Raw genomic sequence first — 22,807 nt, 5'->3', positions numbered from 1 at the left:
TTCCGGGGCGGCCTCGGTCGTTTGCCCGGGGCCGGCGGGAATGCCCCGTGCCCCGCCGGTGTTGCGCCGGGTGGGACCGGGGCGAAGCGGATGCCCCGGCCCTTCCAGCGGACCGGGAGCGGGACTTGAACGACGCGATCAAGCACAGCCACGTCGAGGTGAACGGTGTCCGTCTGCACGTCGCGGAACAGGGCGAGGGCCCGTTGGTCCTGCTGCTGCACGGCTTCCCGGAGAGCTGGTACTCCTGGCGCCACCAGTTCGCCCCGCTCGCCGCGGCCGGCTACCGGGTCGTCGCCCCCGACCAGCGCGGCTACGCCCGCAGCGAGCAGCCCGAGCGGGTGGACGCGTACTCCCTGCTGCACCTGGTCGGCGACGTCACGGCGCTGATCGGCGCGCTCGGCGAGGAGCGGGCCGTCGTGGTCGGGCACGACTGGGGCGCGCCGGTCGCCTGGGCCACCGCCGCGCTGCGGCCGGACCTGGTGCGCGGGGTCGCCGGGCTGAGCGTGCCGCCGCTGGCCAGCGGGCCGCGGCCGCTGCGGGAGTCCCGGGAGAACTTCGGCGAGGGCTTCTACCAGATCTACTTCCAGGAGCCGGGCCGCGCCGACGCCGAACTGGCGGCCGACGTGAAGTCCAGCTTCCGCCGCATCCTGGGCGGTGGCCTGCTCCGCGAGGGGAAGCCGCAGCCGTGGGTCGTCCCGGAGGGCAAGGCCCTGCTGGACACCATCCCGGAGCCGGCGCAGCTGCCGGCCTGGCTCACCGAGGCGGACATCGACGCCCTCGCGGCCGACTACGCCCTGCACGGCGAGCACGCCTTCACCGGCGGGCTCAACTGGTACCGGAACATCGACCGCAACGCCGAGCTGATGGCCGCCTTCGACGGCGTGACGATCGACGTGCCGGCGCTGTACGTGGCCGGCGAACAGGACATGGTGAACGCGCTCGTCCCGCCGGCGGTGCTGGCCCACCTGCTGAGCCGGGTGCCCAAGCTGCACCGCCACGTCCGGCTGCCGGACACCGGGCACTGGACGCAGCAGGAGCGCCCGGCGGAGGTCAACGAGGCGCTGCTCGACTTCCTCAAGCACCTGGACGCCTGACGCCCGCCCGGCTCCGGCCCGGGTGCCGGGTCGGAGCCGGGTGGCGGAGGTCCGGCGGCGCGATCAGTGGTGGTGGTGGCTGCCCATGGGGTGGTCGCAGGCGCGGCACCTCCGGATGAAGAGGAGGCTCAGGCCGACGGTGACCACCGCACCGAGCGCCACCCCGGTACCCCGCACCGTCTTGCGGGCCGCGTTGCCGCCGATCGAGCCGGTGCACCGCGAGCAGTTCTGGCATCCGGTCCGGACCGGGATCTTCTTCCCCACGACGCTTCCTCCCAGGCGAGGTCCCGACCACCGGCCGGGCTCGTGAACGTCCCGCAGCAGCTTATAACTTGAGCTGCCCGTTCATGACTTGAGCTGCCCGTCCTCGCCCGGCGAACGATCATCCGCCCGGCGAACGATCATCCGCTCGACGGACCGGCCCCGTACGGGTCGAGGAGTTCGGCCACGAGCCGGCGTGCGTACGCGGGATCGAGGCCGGCCGGGCGGAAGAGGATGCGGTACATCAGGGGGGCGACGACGCCGTCCATGACCGCCTCGACGGCGGGCGTGTCCTCCCCGCGGCCGCCCGCCCGGCTCAGCACCGCGTCGACCTGTTCGGCCGCGTAGTCCGAGCACTGGCCGGCGTTGCCGCCGTCCGGGTCGCCGAGCAGGGCGTCGCGGATGTAGGCGCGGCCCGAGGGGGAGGCCATCTCGTCGAGGAACTGCTCGGCCCAGGCCGTCAGGTCGGACCGCAGGTCGCCGAGGTCCGCCGGTGCCGCGTCGGGCCGCAGGCGCTCCACCGCGACGTCGGACAGCAGCTCCTGGAGGTCGCCCCAGCGGCGGTAGACCGTCGACGGGGTGACGCCCGCGCGCTGCGCGACCAGCGGCACCGTCAGCGCGTCGCGGCCCACCTCGGCGAGGAGTTCACGCACAGCGGTGTGCACCGATGCCTGGACCCGGGCGCTGCGCCCGCCGGGGCGCACCATCTGTTTGCGACTCATGATAAACACCTTAAAGCACAATCCTTGCGTTTACGGGTGCCGGGGTGCCGGGGTGCCGGGGTGCCCGCCTCGGAGCCGAGCGGCGGGCCGGCGCCGTCCGGCCCGGCCCGCCTGCTGTTCTCAGACCGCCGGCGCGAGCGCCCGCGCGGGCTGCGTCCGCTCGTAGGCGTGGCCGACCCGCAGCAGCGTGCGCTCCCCGAGCGGCCGGCCGAGCAGCTGCATGCCGATCGGCAGGCCCGCCGCGTCCCGGCCGACCGGGACGGACAGGGCGGGCACCCCGGTGATGTTGGCGGGGGCGGACAGGCGCACATAGGCGTCGGGGACGCCCTCGACCGTGCCGTCGGGCCAGGTGACGGTCTCCTGGTCGGCCCGTACCGCGGTGACCGGGACGGTCGGGGCGGCGATCACGTCGACCTCCTCCAGCATCCGGGCCCACTCCCGCCGCATGAGCGTCCGGGAGCGCTGGGCGCGCAGGTAGTCCCCGGCGGTCATCAGCTCGCCGGCCTCCAGCAGGACGCGTACGTCCGCCTGGTACAGCTCGGGCACCGCCCGCAGGGAGTGCTCGTGGTAGGCGGCGGCCTCCGGCGCCACCAGCCCCCACAGGGTCGCCTGGAGGTAGCGGGTCATCGGGATGTCGACGTCGACGAGCCGTGCGCCGAGTGCCTCCAGGTGGCCGATGGCGCGCCGGACGGCGGCCTCCACCTCCGCGTCGACGTGGTCGAAGTAGTAGCTGCGCGGCACGCCGACGCGCAGCCCCGCCAGGTCCGTGCCCGCGCCCGGCCGGTGGTCCACGGCGGGGGCGGCCAGCGAGGCGGGGTCGCGCGGGTCGTGTCCGGCGAGGGCGTCCAGGACGAGGGCCGTGTCCTCGACGGTCCGGGCGATCGGGCCGACGTGGTCCAGCGACCAGGACAGGGACGTGACGCCGTGGCGGGGGACGAGGCCGTAGGTCGGCTTGAGGCCGACGACCCCGTTGAGCGCGGCGGGCACCCGGATCGAGCCGCCGGTGTCGGTGCCCAGCGCGAAGGTCGCGGCGCCCGCGGCGACGGCGACGGTGGATCCGCCGCTGGAGCCGCCGGCGACCCGCTCGCGGTCCCAGGCGTTGCCGGTCTGCGGGGTGGTCAGGCCGTACGCGAACTCGTGGGTGTGCGTCTTGCCGACCAGGATCGCGCCGGCCGCGGCCAGGCGGGCGGCGACCGTGCTGTCGGTCTGCGCGCGGTGGTCGGCGCGGACCCGGGAACTGGCCGTGGTGGCCAGCCCGGCGACGTCGATCAGGTCCTTGAGCCCCATCGGGACGCCGTGCAGCGGCCCCCGGTGCAGGCCGCGCGCCGCTTCCTGCTCGGCCTCGCGGGCCGCCCGGCGCGCCCGCTCCGCGGTGACCGCGACGTAGGCGCCGAGGTGCGGTTCCACCTGCTCGATGCGGTCGAGGACCGAGTCCACCAGTTCGACGGGGGACAGTCGCCGGGCCCGGATCTCCTCCGCGGCGGCGGCGAGGGAGAGCTCATACGGCTGCATCGCGCTCCTCCCCTTCCGTGTCGTGGGCGCTTTCCGCGCGGTAGGCGCTCGCGGGCGGGGTGTCCCCGAAGTCCAGATCCCGCAGGACGGCGACGACGGAGAGCAGCTGGTTGGCGGTGGCCGCGACCGCGTCGTGGCGGTCGGCGGGCAGGGGGAGCCCGGCCCGGGCGGCCCAGCGGGCGGCCTCGGGCGGCGTGAGGTCGGTGGCGGGTGGCGTGAGGTCGGTGGTGGGTGGTTCGCCTGAGGGGTGGTCGGCGGAGGACATGGGCGTTCTCTCCTGATCGGGGATGGCGCGAGATGGCACCCGCAGCAAAAGCTAACCGTTTGCGTTAGCCAGACTGTAGGTCCTACGATGGCTTAACGCAAACGGATTGCGTTTACGGGAGGAGCCCCCATGTCCAGCGCCACGTCCGACGCCCCCATCCCCGCCTGGACGGTGGGCGGCGTCACCGTCCACCGCATCGACGAGACCCTCCTGCCACCCGCGACCGGGCCCTGGCTGCTGCCCGAGGCCACCCCCGAGGTGGTGACCGGCCACGACTGGCTGCACCCCCACTTCGCCGACCACGAAGGCGTCCTGCACCTCGACAGCCACAGCTTCGCGTTCACCGTGGGCGGGCTGCGCGCCCTCGTCGACACCGGCATAGGCAACGGCAAGGAGCGGGCCAACCCGGCCTGGCACCACCTGCGGACCGACTACCTGGAGCGCCTCACCGCCGCCGGCTTCCCCCCGGACTCCGTCGACCTGGTGATCCTCACCCACCTGCACGCCGACCACGTCGGCTGGAACACCCGGGAGGTGAACGGCGAGTGGGTCCCCACCTTCCCCCACGCCCGCTACCTCACCTCCCGCACCGAGCGGGAGTTCTGGGCCGGGTACGACCTGGAGGAGGCGCGCAGGCAGATGTTCCTCGACTCCGTGATCCCGGTCGAGCGGGCCGGGTTGCTGGACCTCGTCGACGTCCCGGCCGAGGGCGTCGAGATCGCCCCGGGCCTGCGCCTGATCCCCACCCCCGGTCACACCCCCGGCCACGTCGCCGTCGAACTGACCAGCCGGGGCGAGGCGGCGCTGATCACCGGCGACTGCATCCACCACCCGGTTCAGCTCGCCCACCCCGCCATCGGCGCCTGCGTCGACATCGACCCGCGGCAGTCCGAGGCCTCGCGCCGCAAGCTCCTCGGCTCCCTCGCCGACACGGACACCCTCCTGCTCGGCACCCACTTCGCGCCGCCCACCGCCGGCCGCGTGCTCACGGACGGGGACGCCTACCGGCTGCTGCCCGCGCCCTCGGCCTGACGCCGCGTTCGACCTCCCCAGGACGCTCGCACCCCTTCACCGGTCCTGCGCCCGGAGCCCGTCGACCGCACACCCGGATCGAGCGGGACGGGCGCGCGGGGTGGGGGTGGTGAGCCGGAGTCGGCTCCCGGGGCTCGATTCCTGCGCGATCTGTCGTTTATCCGGCGATACCGCCGCTGAGCTGCGAAATCCCGCTGGCAGCGGACGTCGGTGATCCCCTAGAGTCGGCGCGCCCGCCCCGGTCGGGGCGCTGGCGGCACCGGCGTGCGAGTCCGAGCACGCGGCGATTCCAGGAGTTGACGATCTGATGGTGTGTGTGGCGTGTGGGGCGCGTCCCGCGGGGACCGAGAGCCGACGCTGCTTCGGCTGCGCGGAGGCGGCCCCGGGCTGGGCGGCGGCGCTCCGACCGGCGAACGGCCTTGCCGTCGCGGTCTACGTCCTGCTGGGGTTGAACGCGGTGTTGGCGGCGGCGGCGGTCGTGGCCGACGTCTGGGGCGATGTCCTGTTGGGCCGGTTGGTGGACGGCTCGGGCGACATCGGCCTTGACGAATTCGATGCCCTGGACTCCCTGGCGAACGGGCTGGACAAAGCCGTCATTCCGCTGACGATGGTCACCGCCGTGCTGTTCATCATCTGGTTCTACCGCATCCGCCAGAATGCCGACCTGCTGCTGCCGAACGGGCACCGCCTCGGACGCGGCTGGACCATCGGGGCCTGGGTCACCCCGGTCGTCCTGCTCTGGTTCCCCTGGCAGCTGATGGTGGACTGCTGGCGGGCGAGCGCTCCGCTGGACGCGGAGGGACGGCGCCGCGCGGTGTCGGAGAAGGTCCTGGTCCTGTGGTGGTCCACCTGGATCGGCGCGCTGGTGGTCAACCGGATCGCCAACTCGAAGATGAAGTACGTGGACGTGACGGTGCTCGCCAGCCTGGGGGACTTGCGCGAGACCATTCGGGTGGAGGCCGCCGGCTCGGTGCTGCGCCTGGTCGCGGCCGTCGCGGCGATCGTGGTGGTCCAGCGGCTGACGGCCATGCAGTCGGCGCGCCGGGCCGACATCAACCCGCTGGCCGCCAGGGCCGCGCAGGTGGCGGCCGAGGAGGCCCGGGCGCAGGCGTAGGCCCAGGCTCAGGCCGAGGCGTAGGCCCAGGCTTCGGCCGCCACGGCAACGGACTCGGAAGCTCCCTAGACCGGCAGCAGGCGGGCGATCAGTTCGCCGAGGCGGCGGGCGTTGCGGCAGGAGTGCATCTCCACGACGCCCGCGTACGCGGCTGCGGCGGAGTCGCCGGTCGGCCAGAGGGTGGGCTGCTCGGGGTTGAGCCAGTGGACCCGCCGGGCCCGGCCGGCGATCCGGCGCAGCGCGTCCAGGTTCGGGTCGCGGTGGTTGGTGCGGGCGTCGCCGAGGATCAGCACGCTGGTGCGCGGGCCGACCGCGTCCAGGTGCCGTTCGGCGAACTCGCCCAGGGCGGAGCCGTAGTCGCTGTTGCCGTGGTGGCCCATCACCTTGGCCTCGGTGAGGATCCGGGCGGCGAGCCGGGCCGGGTCGGCGTCGCCGCGCGCCAGCAGGGCGGTGACCTCGGCGGTGCGGTTCACGAAGGCGAACACCCTTACCTTGCTGAACTGTTCGCTCATCGCCTGCACCAGCAGCATCGTGAAGTCGGCGAATCCGGCCACCGAGCCGGAGACGTCGCACAGCAGCACCAGTTCCGGCCGGGCCGGGCGGCGCAGCCGGTAGGCCGGGCGCAGCGGCACCCCGCCGGTGGACAGCGAGCGGCGCAGGGTGCGGCGCAGGTCGATCTGTCCGCGTGCGGCGCGGCGGCGCCGGGCGGCCAGCCGGGTGGCCAGCTTGCGGGCCAACGGGTGTACGGTGCGGCGCAGTTCGGCGAGCTGGTCGCGGCCGGCGGCGAGGAAGTCGATCCGGTCGGCGGTGGGTGCGACGGCGCGTTCGGCGATCCGCTCGGCGCCGCGCAGTTCGGCGACCCGGCGGCGGGCCTCGGTGGCGACCAGGGCGCGGAAGTCCTGGATGCGGCGGCGGATCTCGTCGGCGAGGACGCGGTCGGACAGGTCCGGGGCGGTGGCCTGCTCGCGCAGGGCGGCGAGGATCCGGGCGAGCAGCGTCTCGGGGGCGAGCCGGCCGAGCGCCTGGTGGGCCGACCAACCGTCCGAGGCCGGCGTGGCTCCGGCGCCGTACCGGCCCAGGGCCTCCACCACCTCGCCGGCCAGCCGGGCCTGGGCGGCCCGGTCGTCGGCGGCCAGGGCGGCGGCGAGGCGCTCGCGCAGGTCGTCGCGCAGCGGGTCGGGCCGGCCGGGGCGCGGCGGCCGGGGATCGTCCGGGAGCGCGGGCGGGTCGGCGCGGACGGCCTCGGGGGCGCCGACGCCGAGTGGGAAGAACAGGTCGAACGTGGCGTCGAAGACGGCCCGTTGGGTGTCCGAGCGCAGCAGCGCGGCGGCCAGGCCGGCCCGCATCTGCTCGCGGTCGGCGAGCCCGAGGACGTCGAGGACGGCGGCCGCGTCGACCGTCTCGGCGGGGCCGATCCGCAGGCCGTGCCCGCGCAGCGCGCGGACCAGGCCGGTGAGCCGGGCGGCGGTGTCGGCCGGCGGTGGGGCGGTGGTCATGCGACGGTGAGCTTCCGTGCGGCCTTCCGGATGTCGTCCTGGTGCTTGAGGATCACCCCGAGGGTCTCTTGGACGACCGCCTCGTCGAGCGTGTCGGCGCCGAGCGCCAGCAGGGTGCGGGCCCAGTCGATGGTCTCGGCGACGGACGGCGCCTTGCGCAGGTCCATCGCGCGCAGCGCGCCGACCACCCGGACCAGCGAGGCGGCCAGCGTGTCGTCCAGGCCGGGCACCTTGAGCCGGACGATCTGCCGCTCCAACTCGGCGTCCGGGTAGTCGAGGTGGAGGAAGAGACAGCGTCGGCGCAGCGCCTCGGACAGTTCGCGGGTGGCGTTGGAGGTGAGCAGCACGAAGGGGCGGCGGCTCGCGGCGATGGTGCCGAGTTCGGGCACCGTGACCTGGAAGTCGCTGAGCACCTCCAGCAGCAGCGCCTCCACCTCGACGTCGGCCTTGTCCATCTCGTCGATCAGCAGCACGGTGGGCTCGTCGCCGCGGATGGCGGTGAGCAGCGGGCGGGTGAGCAGGAACTCCTCGCCGAAGATGTCGGTGCGGGCCTCGTCCCAGCCCTCGTCGCGGCCGGCGGTGATCCGCAGCAGCTGCTTGGCGTGGTTCCACTCGTAGAGGGCGCGGGCCTCGTCGATGCCCTCGTAGCACTGGAGCCGGACCAGCCGGGCCCGGCCGATCGCGGCCACCGCCTTGGCGAGTTCGGTCTTGCCGACCCCGGCCGGGCCCTCGACCAGCAGCGGCTTGCCGAGCCGGTCGGCGAGGAAGACGGTGGTGGCCACGGCGGTGGAGGCCAGGTAGCCGGTGGCGGCCAGTTGGTCGGCGGTGTCCGCCACCGATGCGAAGAACCCCGTGCCGTCGCCGCTCATCTGTCCGCCCCGTTCCTGTCCGCCCTGTCCGTGCGGCAGCACCCTACCGGCCGGTCACTTCGCTGTCTCGGGGGTTCGGCGGGGTGGCGCGGGGCCGGGGTCGTGGCGTGCTGCTGGATCACCTGGCGGGCGTGCGGGCGTGCGGGCGTGCGGGCGCGCCGGAGCGGTGTACGGCGACCACGGCCGCCGTACACCGCCCGTCTGTTCCCGCCGGTCTCGGCCGTCGGTTGACGACGTCTGACTCGACGTCAGGTGGTGCGTGCCCCTCGGGTCGTCAGTTGACGAAGATGAGCGGGCTGCCCGCCACCGAGGTGTCGGTGACCGGGCCGTAGGTGGCGCTGAACCAGCCGGTCGAGAAGCACAGGCCCGAGCCGGAGACCAGGTTGAACGGCTGGGAGGAGAAGCCGATGGTGTTGCCGGTGTTCGAGGTGGTGCCGTTGATCCCGGTGGTGGTCTGGTAGACGCAGTTGATGCTGCCGAGGATGGTGTTGAGCACCACCGTGGTCTTCATCGCGCCGGCCGCGCCGGGGGTGAGGGCGACCGGGTTGCCGGGGCCGTCGCCGACGGTGTTGGTGAACGGCAGGTTGTTGACGGTGATGCTCTTGACGCCGGTGACGCCGAGGACGTTGGAGGAGCAGGAACCGAAGGTCTGGGTGTTGAGCTGCTCGACCGCGCTGCCGGGGGCGGCCGGGTTGGCCGTCACGGTCGCGGAGAAGGCCGAGTTGGCGCAGCTGATGCCGCTCGTGCCGCTGGCACTGCTGTAGAAGGTGGCGGCGGTGCCCGAGACCAGGCTGGCGGTGAGGACGTCGCCGACGGCGACGTCCGGGCCGCTGCTGCTGCCGGTGGTCAGCACCGCGGAGCCGTCGGCCTGGGCGGGTGCGACGGCGGCGCAGGTGAAGGCGAGGGCGGCGAGGGCGGCGGTACCGAGCGTACGGCGAAAGCGCATGAGGGTGACCTCTCTCCGTGCGGAGACGGGTGGGGGTGGCCCGCGGTGCGGGTGTGGTGGCGTGCACGGCGGGGGAGGTGCGTGGGCATGGCGTGCCGGGGGCTTCGCGGGGCCGTGGTGCGGCGGGCCCGGCGCCACGGGCCCGCTCGTACGGCACAGCGGTGTGAAGGTGCGGACGTGCGCTGCGAGTGCAGGAGTGCACGTCGGCGGCTGCCACCGCCGCGGGCCTGCGTCCGCTCGTGGTCCCGTGGCCCGGGCTGTTCGCCCGGGGCCGTCGGAGCCCCTGGAGGTCGTCCGGTGGTGACAGGGTCGCCCACCGGTTGGAAACCTGTCAGTGTTGTAAACCCGATGTTGCGTCAATGTCAATACAGGTAACAGGAGTTGGTGATGGAACGGAAACACCTCCGAAGTGCCGACGTGATCCTGCTGCCGGGCGCGCGGGCCGGTCGTGACCCGGCCCGGTCCATCAAGCGCGGCCCGAGCCGGCTGCCCCCGGGCGTGGTGGCCGCGACCCAGCGCGAGCGGCTGCTCGACGGGCTGGTCCAGACGGTGGCCGCGCGCGGCTACCAGCACGCCACGGTCAGCGACATCTGCCGCGCGGCCGGGGTGACCAGGCCGGTCTTCTACGAGCTGTTCAGCGGCAAGGAGGACGCCTTCCTGGCCGCGCACCGGCACGGCACCGGAGTGGTGCTCCGGCGGATGGCGGCGGCCTTCGCGGCGGAGTCCGATTGGTGCGCCGGGATCCGGCAGGCGCTCGGCGCGATGCTCCATCTGCTGGCGGGGACACCGGCTTTCGCGACCATGGCGGTGATCGAGATCGAGGCGGTCGGACCGGCCGGCCGCCGCGAGCGGGACCAACTCCTCACCCGGTTCCGGGCGTTCTTCGCCGAGGTGCCCCAACCGCCGGTCGGTGTGCGGGTGGTGGAGCTGGTGGACGCCGTGGTGGGCGGGGTCTACAGCGCGCTCTACCGGCGGATCGACTCCGGCCGGACGGTTCAACTGCCGGAACTCCTTCCGGTGTTGAGCATGTTCTGCCTCGCACCCTTCCTCGGCCCGGCGCAGGCGGCCGTCCGGCTCGGGTTTCCGATCGGTGAAGATCCTTCGTGCACCCGTATTGACCCGGCCACTACCGGGCAGTAGCTTCCCAGTTACTCAAAGCGCGGCTCGACCGTGCCCGCCCCGCTGCCGAGGGGCGGGCGGCCCGGTCGGGCCGTGGAACGCTGTCCGCGCCAGGGCACCGTGCCAGTGCCTGCACATCCCACCCACCCAACAGGGAGCACACATGGCCATGTCCGAGGACGCCGCCGCCGCGGCCGAGACCCCGGAGACGCCGACCGGCAGCAGGAGAGGGCGGGTACGGCTCAAGCGCAGCGCCTGGATGGCCGTTCCGGCCGTCGCCGCGGGCGCCGTCCTGATGGCCCTCACCGCCCAGGGCGTACTCGCCGCCCAGTTCTCCATCAGCGGCATGCCGTTCACGATCACCGCGGACAAGCTCGACGGCAAGGGCTTCGCCCAGTTCGGCAGCCTGGACTCGATGATCCCCGACAGCCCCAACCAGGGCTCCACCGGCGGTCAGGTACTGGTCGCGGTCTCGGCGATCAAGAAGGCCGAGATCACCAACCTGTGCCAGAGCGTGGACCTCGGCGGCGTCAACCTGGTGATCCACGCCGGCGACGCCGGCACCCCCGTCTCCGCCACCGACCTCACCACCGACTCCGACATGCTGTCCGGTGACGCGGAGTTCACCAACATCGAGATCGGCGGCGACGCCAGCACGTACACCAAGGCCGGCAACGCGGGCAAGGGCAACCCGGGCGTCTTCGGGCAGCAGGCCGACACCGTCGTGCTGACGCACCTCAAGCAGCACAACTACGCGAGCACCGCCGTCGGGTTCAAACTGCCCAACCTGCGGCTGAGCTTCAGCTCCCAGGGCTGCTGACCATGACGGAGTCCGTACCGGAGCCGGCCGGTTCCGGCGAGGGCGTCGCGGAGGGGGCCGTGGGGACGGCTCCCGCCCCCGCTCCCGCCACCACCCGACCGGTCAAACGCGACTGGCGGGGCCAACGGCCGTTCTGGGGCGGGCTGCTGGTGCTGTTCGGCGGCGCCGAGATCCTGTTCACCCTGCGTGCCCCGCTGCCCGTCGTCCTGCACATCGGGATGCAGGGGCTGGCGGGCTACCTGGTGCCGGCGGTGATGGTGCTGTGCGGCCTGCTGATCCTGTTCAACCCGGCTCAGCGGCTGTTCTACTCCGTCCTCGCCGTGCTCGCCGCGCTGGCGAGCTGGCTCACCTCCAACCTGGGCGGCTTCGTGATCGGGATGCTGCTCGGACTGGTGGGCGCCTGCCTCACCTTCGGCTGGCTGCCCGATCAGCCGCTGCGCCGGGGGCGGCAACGGCGGGAGGACCGGCGCCAGGAACGCCGGTCGTCCCGAGCGGGCACGGCCGGGGCCGACCCGGCCGGGGTCTGACCCGCAGCCCGGGGCCGACCCGGCCGGGGTCTGGCCCGAGGCGCCCCGACGGCGCCCGCCCCCTGGTGATGGGAGAGCACCAGGGGGCGGGGCGTCGGGGCACGGGGGAGTGCGGGGTCAGGCCGTGACGGCCAGATCGTGACGGTCAGATCGTCGCGGCGTCGATCACGAAGCGGAACCGGACGTCGCCGGCCAGTACCCGCTGGTAGGCCTCGTTGACCTGCTCGGCACGGATCAGCTCGATCTCCGCGGTGATGCCGTGCTCGCCGCAGAAGTCCAGCATCTCCTGGGTGGCCGGCAGCCCGCCGATCATCGAGCCGGCCAGCGAACGGCGGCCGGAGAGCAGCGCGTGCGCGTTCACCGTGACCGGCTTCTCCGGCGCGCCGACCTGCACCATGGTGCCGTCGGTGCGCAGCAGGCTGAGGTAGGCGCTCAGGTCGAGGTCGGCGGAGACCGTGTTGACGATCAGGTCGAAGGTGCCCGCGAGCTCGGTGAAGGTGGCCGGGTCGGAGGTGGCCCGGTAGTGGTCGGCGCCGAGCTTCAGCCCGTCCTCGCGCTTGCGCAGCGACTGGCTGAGCACGGTGACCTCCGCGCCCATGGCGTGGGCGAGCTTCACGCCCATGTGGCCGAGCCCGCCGAGGCCCACGATCGCGACCTTCTTGCCCGGCCCGGCACCCCAGTGCGCGAGCGGAGAGTACAGCGTGATGCCGGCGCACAGCAGCGGCGCGGCGGCGTCCAGCGGCAGGTTGTCGGGGATGCGCAGCGCGTACGCCTCGTCGACGACCAGCTTCGAGGAGTAGCCGCCGTGGGTCGGCAGGCCGTCGTGGCCGACGCTGTTGTAGGTGAAGACGGTGCCGCCCTGGCCGGTGCAGTACTGCTGGAGGCCGGCCCGGCAGTTGTCGCACTCCCGGCAGGAGTCGACGATGCAGCCCACGCCGACCCGGTCGCCGGCCTGCCAGCGGGTGACGCCCGCGCCGACCTCGGTGACCACGCCGGCGATCTCGTGGCCCGGGACCATCGGGAAGATGCCGGTGCCCCAGTCCTCGCCGACCTGGTGGATGTCGGAGTGGCAGATGCCGCAGAACTTGATGTCGATCACGATGTCGTGCTCGCCCGCCGCCCGGCGGGTGACGGTGGTCTTCTCCAGCGGGGAGTCGGGCCGCGCCGCGGCGTAGGCGGCGACCGTGCGGGTGGTGCCCTCGGTGGTGCTCGTCGTCGTTGCGTTCGTCGAGTTCGTCATGCTTCCAGCCTGCGCCGGTGCGGTGCGACCAGCCAGACCAGAGCTCTTCGTACGCAGGCCACGCGTAGGGACCCCGGACGTACGACCGCGGAACGTACGCACGGCAGTATCACCCTTGCCCCCGCCCCTGCGGCCCGGATCCCCCGCATACTGCAGGCATGGACCAGCGCACCGAACTCAGCGAGTTCCTCCGATCCCGCCGCGCCCGGCTGCGGCCCGAGGACGTGGGCCTGCCGGACAGCACCACCCGGCGGCGGGTGCCCGGCCTGCGCCGCGAGGAGCTGGCCCTGCTCGCCGGAGTCAGCACCGCCTACTACACCCGGCTCGAACAGGGCCACGGCGAGAGCGTCTCCGCCGCCGTCCTGGACGCCATCGCCCGCGTGCTGCGGCTCAGCCCCGCCGAGCGCGAGCACCTCGGCCGGCTCACCAGGCCCGCTCGCCGCCGCCCCGGCCGGGCCGCCGCCCGCCCGCAGCGGGTCCGGCCCGCGCTCCAGCAGCTCCTGGACGCGATGGAGTGCGTGCCCGCGTACGTCCTCGGCCGGCGCCTGGACATCATCGGCTGGAACCGGCTCGGCACCGCCCTGCTCGGCGACTTCGCCGCGATGCCGCCCGAGCAGCGCAACATGGCCTGGCAGCTCTTCCTCGACCCGGCCTCCCGCGAGCTCTACGAGGACTGGGACGGCAAGGCCACCGACGTCGTCGGCATGCTGCGGCTGGACGCCGGACGGGATCCGGACGACCCCAGGCTCGCCTCGCTGATCGGCGAACTCTCCCTCAAGAGCGCCGACTTCCGCCGCCTCTGGGCCGCCCACAGCATCCAGGACAAGGGCCACGGCACCAAGCGGCTGCACCACCCGGTGGTCGGCCGGCTCAACCTCCAGTACGAGACGCTGCGCCCGGCCGGGGACGTCGACCAGGTGCTCGTCACCTACCACGCCGAGCCCGGCTCCAGCTCCGCCGAGTCCCTCCGCCTGCTGGCCAGTTGGGCGGCCACCGACTTCCACCCGGAGCCCGCCGAGCCTGCCGAGGCGACCCCGGTCGATCCCGTCCGGTAGCGCCCCTGGTAGGCCTTCCGGCCAGACCCTCCCGTCAAGGGGTCGATGGTCCCGGGTCCGATCGGGGCCATCGGCCCTTCTCGCCGGTAACCGGGCGGCGATTGACTGGGCGGGTCATGGACACCACCACCAGCGGAAACACCACCAGCGGCACCACCGCCGAGTACGACCGGCTGATCGCCCGCCACCACGCGATGCGGCTCCGGCGCCAACTCCTCATCCCCGCCTCGCCCTTCGGGCCCGACCCGGCCGGCTCCGGTGCCGACGCGTACGGCGGCACCGGCGGACCGGACGGCTACGACGGCTACGACGGCGCCGCCGACCAACGGCTGATCCGGCGCGACCTCGGCCTGCTCGACCCGCTCTCCGAACTGATCGACCACCTCTACGCGGTGATGTTCCGCCGCCGCCCCTACCTGCGCCCGCTCTTCCCCGCCTCGATGGAGTTCCAGCAGGCCCACCTGGAACGGATCCTCCGCCACCTGGTGGACCACCTCCACCACCCGGCCGAACTGGCCGCGACCCTGCGCCAACTCGGGCGCGACCACCGCAAACTGGGCGTCCGGCCGGTCCACTACGAGGCCTTCGAGGAGGCCCTGTGCGCGGCGATTCGGCACCGGGCGGGCGCCCGGTGGACCGAGGAGATGGAAGCGGCCTGGGTCCGGATGCTGCGCTTCGCCGTCGCGGCGATGACCGCCGGCGCCGACTCCGCGCTCACCGAACCCCCGTACTGGCACGCCGTGGTGACCGGCCACGAGCGCCGCCGCCCCGACCTCGCCGTCCTGCGCGTGCGCACCGGCGAGCCCTACCCGTACCGGGCCGGACAGTACGGCACGGTCGAGCACCCGACGCTCCCGCACACCTGGCGGCAGTATTCGATTGGCTGCGCGCCGCGCACCGACAACGAGTTGGAGTTCCACGTCCGGCGCACCGGGCCGGACGGGGTCAGCGCGGCCCTCGTCGAACGCACCGCCGTCGGCGACCGGCTGCGCCTCGGCCCGCCGCGCGGCGGCCTGCTGCCCGAGGACGACACCCGCGACCTGCTGCTGGTCGCCGGCGGCACCGGCCTGGCCCCGATGAAGGCCATCGTCGAGCAGCAGGCTGCCCAGCGCCCGCGCGGCCGCCGCGTCCACCTGTTCGTCGGCGCCCGGGACCGCGGCGACCTCTACGACTGGTCCGCCCTCGCCGAACTCGGCCTGCACAAGCCATGGTTGGCGCTCACGCCGGTCACCGCAGGCCGGCTCGCCGACGCCGTCGCGGGCGCTGGGGACTGGCGCGAGCACCTCGCCTGCGTCAGCGGCCCGGCCGGCATGGTCGCCTCCGTCCGTTCCGAACTGCTCGCCGCCGGGCTGCCCCTGGCCCAGGTCCGCTACGACCAGGCGCTCGCCCGTTAGCCGTACGTCCTGCCGGTAGTCGCACGTCCTGCCGGTGGACGTCCCGCCGGTGGACGTCCCGCCGCCGGACGTCCTACCGGTAGCAGTAGGAGTCCGAGGAGGCGTCGCCGCCCGCGAGGTGGGTCTGGTGCACCCGCAGGCCCCGGAAGTCGGCGCCGTGCGGGAAGAAGCGCTCGTCGACGCTCAGTCCGCCCGCCTCGGTGTCGGCGTCCAGCTTGACGATCCACGGCTCGATGCCGTCCGGGTAGAACTGGTCGTCCCAGGCGCCGTAGAGGGAGTTGGTGAGGTAGAGCCGGCGCCCGTCCCGGCTGATCTCGACCATCTGCGGGGCGCCGCTCAGCGGGCGCCCCGGCGCGGCCGGGTGCGGGGTGCGGGCGACGACCCCGCCCAGCCGCACCGAGTCGGCGAGCCGCGGGTGGAACGGGTCCGACACGTCGTACTGGAACAGCTCGCCGGTGCCCCACGCGGACACGTACAGCCAGCGGTCGTCCACCGACAGGTTGATGTCCGTGATCAGCGGCGGCACCGCGCCGAACGGTTGCAGCGCGGGCGGCAGGTCCTCCGTCTTGGCGGGCTCGGCGGGGATCTCGATCACCTTGCGCGCGGTGAACGCCGGGCCCTCCCGGTACCAGAGCCAGACCGAGGCGGACAGGTCCTCGACGTTGGTCACCACCCCGGCGAAGCCCCACTCGGCCTGCGGATCGTGCGCCGGGCGCAGCTCCAGCACCATCTGGTACTGGTCGCCGAGGTCGATCCGTTGGAGGTGCCGCCCCGAGTCCAGCTCCCAGAAGTGCAGCGCGTGCCCGTACTTGCGGCCCAGCAGCAGCTCCGGGACGACCCCGCCCTCCACCATCCAGGGCGTGCCCCACTCGCTGGTCACCCCCACGTTCGTCCCCAGGTGCCACCAGACGTCGTACGCGAAGTGCTGCGGCCCGCGCTCCGTCTCCCAGGCGCGCAGCACCTCGAAGGTGGTGTGGTCCAGCAGCGCCACCCCGCCGGGCCCGTCGTTCCCGTCCCCGCTGCCCAGGCAGGACAGGAACACCCCGTCCGGCCCGCAGTGCAGGGTGTGCGGGCGCGAGTAGCCGGCCTTGGCGGCGAGTTCCGCCGCCTCGACGGTCTTGACGAGGCGCGGCCGGACGGGGTCGGGCCGGGTGTCCATCACGTGCAGCCGCGAGGAGCGCAGGCCTGGGAGGAGGAGGTAGCGCCGCTCGGGGTTCTCGTGGCAGGCGTGTGCCAGCGCGCTGGAGCAGGCGTTCCACCCGAAGTGGTGCAACTCGTCGCCCAGCGTCGGCAGTTCGGCGAAGTTCAGGACCTTCCCGTAGCTCGCCGACGCCGGATCGGTGTCCACGGTGAGCAGCGCGTCCGGCCGCTCCCCGGCCCGGTCGAACCCGGCGACGTACGCCAGCGTCTCCGGTGGCGCGGCGATCGCCTCGGCGGCCGAACGGTACAGCGACGGATCGGTGTGGCCGGCCTGCGGCATGTGTTCTCCTCAACTCGCCTGCGTGACAACCGGAGTTGGATCTGTCCGGGTAGCGTTCCACACGACCACCGGCGCACAGCAGGCGCACGGGGAGCGATCAGGAGGCGCGGACGGCCGGGCCGCACCGGCGCCCGGCAGACCGGTGCCCGGCAGGCAGCCCCGGGCTACCGGCCGGTATTGTCGGGGTCCTGGATCGGGATCACCTGCGACGGACGGCAGGTCGAGCATGAGGACGGGTGCGGCGCAGATGGAGTTTCGGGAAGACATCCTGGGTGCCCCCTACGAGACGGCCGAGCTGACACTGCGGCCGGACGCCGAGGGGGAGGTCTGCGCGACGCTGGTGCGCCGGCTGGTGCCGGGGGCGGAGCGGGCCGTGCTGTACATCCACGGGTACAACGACTACTTCTTCCAGACCAACCTCGCCGACCACTTCGCCGCGCTCGGCTTCTCCTTCTACGCCCTGGACCTGCGCAAGTACGGCCGCTCCCTGCGCCCGCACCAGTCGCCGAACTTCGTGCGCGACCTCGCAGAGTACGACGAGGAGATCGACGAGGCGGTGCGGATCATCCGCGAGGTGGACGGGCACCGGCGGCTGCTGCTGAACGGGCACTCCACCGGCGGGCTGATCGGTGCGCTGTGGGCGGGGCGGCGCTCGGGGCGCGGCCTGGTGGAGGGGCTGTTCCTGAACAGCCCGTTCCTGTCGATGCCGGCCGCGCCCGCCGTGCGGACCGTCGGCGGCCCGGCCGTCACCGCGATCGGACGGCTGGCGCCCACCCGCGTGCTGCCGTCGACGCTCAACCCGCACTACACGCACAGCCTGCACAAGGACCACGAGGGCGAGTGGGACTTCGACCTCACCCTCAAGCGCCCCGAGGGCTTCCCGCTGTACGCGGGTTGGCTGTCCGCCATCCACCAGGGCCACCGGCAGCTGCGGCACGGGCTCGGGATCGACGTGCCGGTGCTGCTGATGGCGTCGACCAGGTCGATCACGACCACCAAGTGGCACAACGCCCTGCACCACGCGGACGCCGTGCTGCGCGCCGACGACATCGCCGGCCAGGGCCCGCGGCTGGGCCGGCACGTCACCATCGTCCGGATCGAGGGCGGCATGCACGACCTGGTGCTCTCGGGCGAGGCCGCCCGCACCCGGGCCTTCGCCGAACTGGACCGCTGGCTCGCCGCCTACCTCGACGTCCGGCCGGCGGACGTCCGGTCGGTGGACGCCCAGGCCGTGGACGCTCAGGCCGTGGGGGAGAGCGCGTGACGGACGAGTCGGTGACGCACGAGGCGGCGGCGGACGAGCCGGTGCCGGTCGGGCGCCACACCGACCTCGGCTTCGCCAAGCTCATGCCGGACCTCGACCGGGACGGCGGCTGGCTGCTCACCCTGGACGGCACCCCGCAGTCCTACGTCGACCTCGCCGACCCGACCCACCTGGAGTTCGAGTACACCCGGCGGCTCGGCCACCTCGCCGACGCCCTCGCCCCCGCCGGGCGGCCGCTGGACGTGCTGCACCTGGGCGGCGGCGCGCTCACCCTGCCCCGCTACCTCGCCGCCACCCGCCCCGGCTCGCGCCAGCGGGTGGTCGAGGTGGACGGGCCGCTGCTCGACCTGGTCGCCGAGCACCTGCCCTGGCAGGGGCCCGGCGCGGACATCACCGCGACCGTCGGCGACGCCCGCGCCGCCCTCGCCGAGACCCCGCCCGGCACCCGGGACCTGGTGATCGCGGACGTCTTCCACGGCTCGCGCACCCCCGCCCACCTCACCTCGGTGGAGTTCCTGCGGCTGGCCGCCGCCGCCCTGCGCCCCGGCGGCTGCTACGCCGCCAACCTGGCCGACGGCCCGCCGCTGGCCTTCGCCCGGGCCCAGGCCGCGACGGTCGGCGCGGTGTTCCCGTACACCTGCCTGGTCGCCGAGGCCCCGGTGCTGCGCGGCCGCCGGTACGGCAACATCCTGCTCGCCGGTTCGACGGCCCCGCTCCCGGCCGCCGAGCTCACCCGGCTGCTGGCCGGCGACATCTTCCCGGCCCGCCTCACCGACGGCGCCGACCTGGCCGCCCTGGTCGGCCGCACCGCCCCGGTCACGGACGCCGACGCCACCGACTCCCCGCCCCCGCCGGACGGAGCGTTCAGCATCGGCTGAGCGGCGCGGCGGCCCGAGCGTCCCCGCGCCCGGGGTGTCAGAATCGGCGGGTTCAGGCCGGAGCGTGGAGCACGTCGAGCGTCGAGCACGTCGAGCGTCGAGCACGTCGATCGTGGAGCACGCCGAGCGCGCAACACGTCCGGCGCGGAGCAGGTCCAGCGCGGAGCACGTCCGAAGGAGTGAGCGATGAGCGGCGGGGAGCGGCCGGAGTTGGCGGAGGTGCCGGAGACGGCGTTGTGGACGCTGTGGCACCGCGCGGTGGAGGCGCGTCGGCCGGACACGGTGCTGGAGGACCCGAAGGCGGTCGAGCTGGTCGACCGGATCGACTTCCCGTTCGCGGAGCGCTTCGGGGAGGGCGCGCTGGTCAGCCAGTTGCAGGCGCTGCGGGCGGCCTGCTTCGACCGTGAGGTGGCAGACTTCCTGACCCGCTGCCCGCGCGGCACCGTGGTCGGCCTCGGGGACGGCCTGGAGACCCAATCGTGGCGGGTCGACAACGGCCGGGCGGACTGGCTGGCGGTGGACCTGCCGGAGACGGCCGCGCTGCGGGAGCGGCTGCTGCCGCCGGACGAGCGGCGCCGGATCCTCGCCTGCCCGGTCACCGACCCGGGCTGGATGGACGAGGTGGATCCGGCACGCGGAGTGATGATCTGCGCCGAGGGCCTGCTGATGTACCTGCGGCCGGAGGAGGTGCGGGCACTGATCGCGGCCTGCGCCGAGCGCTTCCCCGGCGGGTCGATGGTGCTGGACGCGGTGCCGCGCTGGTTCAGCGCCCGGTCCGTCCAGGGCAAGCTGCGGAACCGGCACTACCACGCCCCGCCGATGCCGTTCGGCATGGACGCGGACGAACGCGGCAAGCTGGCCGGCGCGCACCCGGCGGTGACCGACGTGCGCGAGGTCTACCCGGAGGGCGGGCGGGGCCTGCTCCGCGCCCTGCTGCCGTTCGTGCGCCGGGTGAACGCGCGGCCGTCCGTGGTCGCACTTCGCTTTGCCGGATCTTGAAGAACGGCTGGTCAAGCGGGAACCATGGGGAACCACCGCACGTCGTAACCACGGGTGATCGGCCGGGGGGACAGGCCGCCCGGCACGTTAGGCTGCCCTTATGGGGAAGCGGCCGCGTTGCCGCCATCGGACAACTGCCGGAATCGGCGCGCGGCACCGCTGAGGGCCGCGCCGGCTCCGACCTGCCACGGAGGTACTGGCCTTGCACATCGACGCCTGGATCGAGAGCGTCCCACCGACCGCGGTGTACGCCCTGGTCGGCCTGATCATCGGCCTGGAGTCGCTGGGCATCCCGCTGCCCGGCGAGATCGCCCTGGTCACGGCCACCCTGATGGCGGTCAAGGGTGTGGTGAGCCCGGAATGGATCGCGGTGGTCGCGATCCTCGGGGCGATCATCGGCGACTCGATCGGCTACTCGATCGGCCGCAAGGGCGGCAAGCCACTGTTCGAGAAGCTCGGACGGAAGTTCCCCAAGCACTTCGGGCCGTCCCACCTGGCCACCGCCGAGCGCTCCTTCCAGAAGTGGGGGATGTGGGCGGTCTTCTTCGGCCGCTTCATCGCCCTGCTGCGCATCTTCGCCGGGCCGCTCGCCGGCGCGCTGAAGATGCCGTACTGGAAGTTCCTGATCGCCAACGTGCTCGGCGGCATCGTCTGGGCCGGCGGCACGACGCTGCTGGTCTACAAGGTCGGCAAGAGCATCGAGCCCTGGCTGTCCCGCTTCTCCTGGGCCGGCCTGGCCGCGGCGGTGCTGGTCGGCGGCGCCTCGGCCTGGTTCATGAAGCGCCGGGCCGCCAAGACCCACGCCAAGATCGAGGCGGAAGAGGCGGCCGCCGCAGCGACCGCCGCCAAGGCGCCCGTCGCGGAATAAGCGCAGTAAGCGCAGTGACGAGGCGTCTGCACTGAGCACGGCGGGGCTGTCGAGCCCTCGGAGTAGCATCGGCGGGTACCTGCCGATCATGCACAACTGGAGGGCCCGATGACCCAGTCGACGTGGGATGCCGTGGACGCGTACTTCTCCGAGCAGTTGGTGGGGCACGACCCGGCGCTGGAGGCCGCGGCCGCCGCCGCCGACGCGGCCGGGCTGCCGGAGATCGCCGTCGCCCCCAACCAGGGCAAGCTGCTGCACCTGCTGGCGCTGACCCAGGGCGCGCGGCGGATCCTGGAGGTCGGCACGCTCGGCGGGTACAGCGCGATCTGGCTGGCCCGGGCGCTGCCCGCGGACGGCACCCTGATCACCCTGGAGATCGACCCGAAGCACGCCGAGGTCGCCCAGGGGAACATTGCGCGCGCAGGGCTGGAGAAGGTCGCCGAGGTGCGGCTCGGCCGGGCCGCCGACTCGCTGGCCGCGCTGGTGGAGCAGGGCGTGGAGCCCTTCGACCTGGTCTTCATCGACGCGGACAAGCCCAGCAACCCCGAGTACTTCCGGCGGGCGCTCCAGCTGACCAGGCCCGGCTCGCTGATCATCGTCGACAACGTGGTGCGCGGCGGCGCCGTCGCCGACGCGGACAGCACCAACCCGGCGGTGGTCGGCACCCGGGCCCTGCACGACCTGATCGCCGCCGAGCCGAGGGTCACCGCGACGTCGGTGCAGACGGTCGGCAGCAAGGGCTACGACGGCTTCACGCTGGCCCGCGTGCAGAACTGAATTTTTCAAGTACCACGGAGGAACGGAGACATCGTGCGGATCGGACTGCTGGGCGCCGGCCCCTGGGCGGAGCGGGTGCACGCACCCGTCCTCGCCGAGCACCCCGGGCTGGAGTTCACCGGCGTCTGGGCCCGCCGGCCTGAGGCGGCCACGGCCCTCGGCGGGGCGTACGGCGTCCCCGGCTACGCGGACCTCGACCAGCTGCTCGCCGAGGTGGACGCCGTCTCGATCGCGCTGCCGCCGACCGTGCAGGCGGGCCTCGCGGTACGGGCCGCCGAGGCGGGCTGCCACCTGCTGCTGGACAAGCCGGTCGCGCTGACCGTGCCGGACGCGCAGGCCGTGGCCGAGGCCGTCCGGGCCCACGAGGTCGCCTCCGTGGTCTTCTTCACCGTCCGCTTCGGCGGGGAGCAGATCCCGTGGATCGAGCAACAGGCAGGCCTGGGCGGCTGGTTCACCGGCCGCTCGGACTGGCTCGGCTCGGTGTTCGCCCCCGGCAGCACCAGCCCGTACGCGGCCTCGCCGTGGCGCGAGGAGAAGGGCGCGCTGTGGGACGTCGGCCCGCACGCGCTGTCGGTGCTGCTGCCGGTGCTCGGCGACGCGACGCAGGTCACGGCGGTGGCCGGCCCGCTGGACACCGTCCACCTGGTGCTGCGGCACGCCGCCGGCGCCTCCAGCACCCTGGCGCTCAGCCTCACCGCGCCGGTCGGCGCCGGCGGCGCAGGCCTGGAACTGCGCGGCGAGCACGGCATCGCCCACCTGCCCGAGCGCGGCGAGGGCCCGACCGCAGCCCTGCACCGCGCCCTGGACGCCCTCCAGGCCTCGGCCGCCACCGGCCAACCACACCCCTGCGACGCGGAGTTCGGCCTGCGCGTGGTCGAAATCCTGGCCGGCGCCGAACACTCCCTGACCACGGGCGCACCGGTCGCGGTGTAGCTGTGACACCCGGGCGGGGAGGGCGTGGGAGAGAGGCGCAGGCGGACGCTAATGGAGCAGAGAAGGAAAAACAAGCATGACCCGCAAGGGAAACAGCAAAACAAAAAGAGAAAAAGGCTCGAACAGAGGGATCCCTCCCAAA

Annotated in this window: 23 protein-coding genes; 14 read left to right on the top strand and 9 right to left on the bottom strand. The window is 73.6% G+C overall.

Annotation, left to right across the window (positions count from 1 at the left end; translation table 11 throughout):
- Positions 1-125 precede the first annotated feature (125 nt).
- Positions 126-1,094, top strand: a complete 969-nt coding sequence (locus ACFVX9_RS24515) for an alpha/beta fold hydrolase (protein WP_380371559.1) — start codon at positions 126-128, stop codon at positions 1,092-1,094.
- Positions 1,095-1,157: 63 nt separating this feature from the next.
- On the opposite strand, the gene ACFVX9_RS24510 is transcribed toward ACFVX9_RS24515, so the two are convergent.
- The 4 genes from ACFVX9_RS24510 to ACFVX9_RS24495 all read right to left on the bottom strand — a co-directional run bounded on the left by ACFVX9_RS24510 (position 1,158) and on the right by ACFVX9_RS24495 (position 3,854).
- A complete protein-coding gene (locus tag ACFVX9_RS24510) occupies positions 1,158-1,358 on the bottom strand; it encodes a hypothetical protein (RefSeq protein ID WP_063346158.1) in 201 nt (66 codons plus the stop codon).
- Between the two features lie 137 nt (positions 1,359-1,495).
- Positions 1,496-2,077 carry a TetR/AcrR family transcriptional regulator gene (locus tag ACFVX9_RS24505; protein ID WP_387983457.1) on the bottom strand — a complete coding sequence of 194 codons (582 nt, stop codon included), beginning with the start codon at positions 2,075-2,077 and terminating at the stop codon, positions 1,496-1,498.
- A 120-nt stretch (positions 2,078-2,197) separates the two neighbouring features.
- A complete protein-coding gene (locus tag ACFVX9_RS24500; protein ID WP_387983455.1) occupies positions 2,198-3,589 on the bottom strand; it encodes an amidase in 1,392 nt (463 codons plus the stop codon).
- The gene (locus ACFVX9_RS24495; protein ID WP_387983454.1) at positions 3,576-3,854 is read right to left on the bottom strand and encodes a hypothetical protein; all 279 of its coding nucleotides are present in this window, start codon (positions 3,852-3,854) and stop codon (positions 3,576-3,578) included. The genes ACFVX9_RS24500 and ACFVX9_RS24495 overlap by 14 nt, the downstream gene beginning before the upstream one ends.
- Positions 3,855-3,983: 129 nt before the next feature.
- On the opposite strand from ACFVX9_RS24495, the gene ACFVX9_RS24490 reads away from it, so the two are divergent.
- Positions 3,984-4,886 carry an MBL fold metallo-hydrolase gene (locus ACFVX9_RS24490; RefSeq protein ID WP_387983453.1) on the top strand — a complete coding sequence of 301 codons (903 nt, stop codon included), beginning with the start codon at positions 3,984-3,986 and terminating at the stop codon, positions 4,884-4,886.
- 457 nt (positions 4,887-5,343) lie between these two features.
- The gene (locus tag ACFVX9_RS24485; protein WP_387983486.1) at positions 5,344-6,000 is read left to right on the top strand and encodes a DUF4328 domain-containing protein; all 657 of its coding nucleotides are present in this window, start codon (positions 5,344-5,346) and stop codon (positions 5,998-6,000) included.
- Positions 6,001-6,065: 65 nt separating this feature from the next.
- Here ACFVX9_RS24485 and ACFVX9_RS24480 read toward each other — a convergent pair whose 3' ends face one another.
- The 3 genes from ACFVX9_RS24480 to ACFVX9_RS24470 form a co-directional block, all read right to left on the bottom strand.
- Positions 6,066-7,496 (bottom strand): VWA domain-containing protein, encoded by a 1,431-nt coding sequence (locus ACFVX9_RS24480; RefSeq protein ID WP_387983452.1) that lies wholly within the window; start codon positions 7,494-7,496, stop codon positions 6,066-6,068.
- The gene (locus tag ACFVX9_RS24475; RefSeq protein WP_387983449.1) at positions 7,493-8,365 is read right to left on the bottom strand and encodes an AAA family ATPase; all 873 of its coding nucleotides are present in this window, start codon (positions 8,363-8,365) and stop codon (positions 7,493-7,495) included. Before ACFVX9_RS24475 ends, ACFVX9_RS24480 begins: the two co-directional genes overlap by 4 nt.
- Before the next feature lie 274 nt (positions 8,366-8,639).
- Positions 8,640-9,311, bottom strand: coding sequence for a hypothetical protein (locus ACFVX9_RS24470; RefSeq protein WP_063346150.1), 672 nt, complete (start codon positions 9,309-9,311; stop codon positions 8,640-8,642).
- 387 nt (positions 9,312-9,698) lie between these two features.
- Here ACFVX9_RS24470 and ACFVX9_RS24465 point away from each other — a divergent pair, with 387 nt between their 5' ends.
- The 3 genes from ACFVX9_RS24465 (at position 9,699) to ACFVX9_RS24455 (ending at position 11,777) form a co-directional block, all read left to right on the top strand.
- Positions 9,699-10,451, top strand: a complete 753-nt coding sequence (locus tag ACFVX9_RS24465) for a TetR/AcrR family transcriptional regulator (RefSeq protein ID WP_063346149.1) — start codon at positions 9,699-9,701, stop codon at positions 10,449-10,451.
- 142 nt (positions 10,452-10,593) lie between these two features.
- Positions 10,594-11,250, top strand: a complete 657-nt coding sequence (locus ACFVX9_RS24460) for a DUF6230 family protein (protein WP_363373305.1) — start codon at positions 10,594-10,596, stop codon at positions 11,248-11,250.
- Positions 11,251-11,252: 2 nt separating this feature from the next.
- Positions 11,253-11,777 (top strand): DUF6114 domain-containing protein, encoded by a 525-nt coding sequence (locus ACFVX9_RS24455; protein ID WP_380371536.1) that lies wholly within the window; start codon positions 11,253-11,255, stop codon positions 11,775-11,777.
- A 145-nt stretch (positions 11,778-11,922) separates the two neighbouring features.
- On the opposite strand, the gene ACFVX9_RS24450 is transcribed toward ACFVX9_RS24455, so the two are convergent.
- The gene (locus tag ACFVX9_RS24450; protein WP_387983447.1) at positions 11,923-13,017 is read right to left on the bottom strand and encodes an NAD(P)-dependent alcohol dehydrogenase; all 1,095 of its coding nucleotides are present in this window, start codon (positions 13,015-13,017) and stop codon (positions 11,923-11,925) included.
- Positions 13,018-13,175: 158 nt separating this feature from the next.
- Between ACFVX9_RS24450 and ACFVX9_RS24445 the strand changes: the two genes are divergently transcribed.
- Positions 13,176-14,072: a helix-turn-helix domain-containing protein gene (locus tag ACFVX9_RS24445; RefSeq protein ID WP_380482791.1), complete on the top strand. Its 897-nt coding sequence runs from the start codon at positions 13,176-13,178 to the stop codon at positions 14,070-14,072.
- Positions 14,073-14,188: 116 nt separating this feature from the next.
- Positions 14,189-15,466 carry a globin domain-containing protein gene (locus ACFVX9_RS24440; RefSeq protein WP_387983444.1) on the top strand — a complete coding sequence of 426 codons (1,278 nt, stop codon included), beginning with the start codon at positions 14,189-14,191 and terminating at the stop codon, positions 15,464-15,466.
- Between the two features lie 73 nt (positions 15,467-15,539).
- Here ACFVX9_RS24440 and ACFVX9_RS24435 read toward each other — a convergent pair whose 3' ends face one another.
- Complete coding sequence (locus ACFVX9_RS24435; protein WP_063346144.1) at positions 15,540-16,946, bottom strand: selenium-binding protein SBP56-related protein; 1,407 nt, start codon at positions 16,944-16,946, stop codon at positions 15,540-15,542.
- 247 nt (positions 16,947-17,193) lie between these two features.
- On the opposite strand from ACFVX9_RS24435, the gene ACFVX9_RS24430 reads away from it, so the two are divergent.
- From ACFVX9_RS24430 to ACFVX9_RS24405, 6 genes are all read left to right on the top strand, one after another.
- On the top strand, positions 17,194-18,210 hold the full coding sequence (locus tag ACFVX9_RS24430) for an alpha/beta hydrolase (RefSeq protein ID WP_380343095.1): 1,017 nt from the start codon (positions 17,194-17,196) through the stop codon (positions 18,208-18,210).
- Positions 18,211-18,293: 83 nt separating this feature from the next.
- Positions 18,294-19,088 carry a fused MFS/spermidine synthase gene (locus tag ACFVX9_RS24425; RefSeq protein WP_363373491.1) on the top strand — a complete coding sequence of 265 codons (795 nt, stop codon included), beginning with the start codon at positions 18,294-18,296 and terminating at the stop codon, positions 19,086-19,088.
- Between the two features lie 186 nt (positions 19,089-19,274).
- Positions 19,275-20,087: a class I SAM-dependent methyltransferase gene (locus ACFVX9_RS24420; RefSeq protein WP_387983443.1), complete on the top strand. Its 813-nt coding sequence runs from the start codon at positions 19,275-19,277 to the stop codon at positions 20,085-20,087.
- Positions 20,088-20,289: 202 nt separating this feature from the next.
- Positions 20,290-20,955, top strand: a complete 666-nt coding sequence (locus tag ACFVX9_RS24415; protein ID WP_363373283.1) for a DedA family protein — start codon at positions 20,290-20,292, stop codon at positions 20,953-20,955.
- Positions 20,956-21,063: 108 nt separating this feature from the next.
- Positions 21,064-21,732: an O-methyltransferase gene (locus ACFVX9_RS24410; protein ID WP_380371515.1), complete on the top strand. Its 669-nt coding sequence runs from the start codon at positions 21,064-21,066 to the stop codon at positions 21,730-21,732.
- Between the two features lie 33 nt (positions 21,733-21,765).
- Positions 21,766-22,665, top strand: a complete 900-nt coding sequence (locus ACFVX9_RS24405) for a Gfo/Idh/MocA family protein (RefSeq protein ID WP_380371513.1) — start codon at positions 21,766-21,768, stop codon at positions 22,663-22,665.
- The last annotated feature ends 142 nt before the right edge of the window (positions 22,666-22,807 follow it).

This window comes from Kitasatospora sp. NPDC058243, from assembly GCF_042882025.1.
In the GTDB taxonomy this organism is placed as follows: Bacteria; Actinomycetota; Actinomycetes; order Streptomycetales; family Streptomycetaceae; genus Kitasatospora.
Note: the sequence above shows the minus strand (reverse complement) of the source record. Positions and strands in the feature narration are given on the sequence as shown.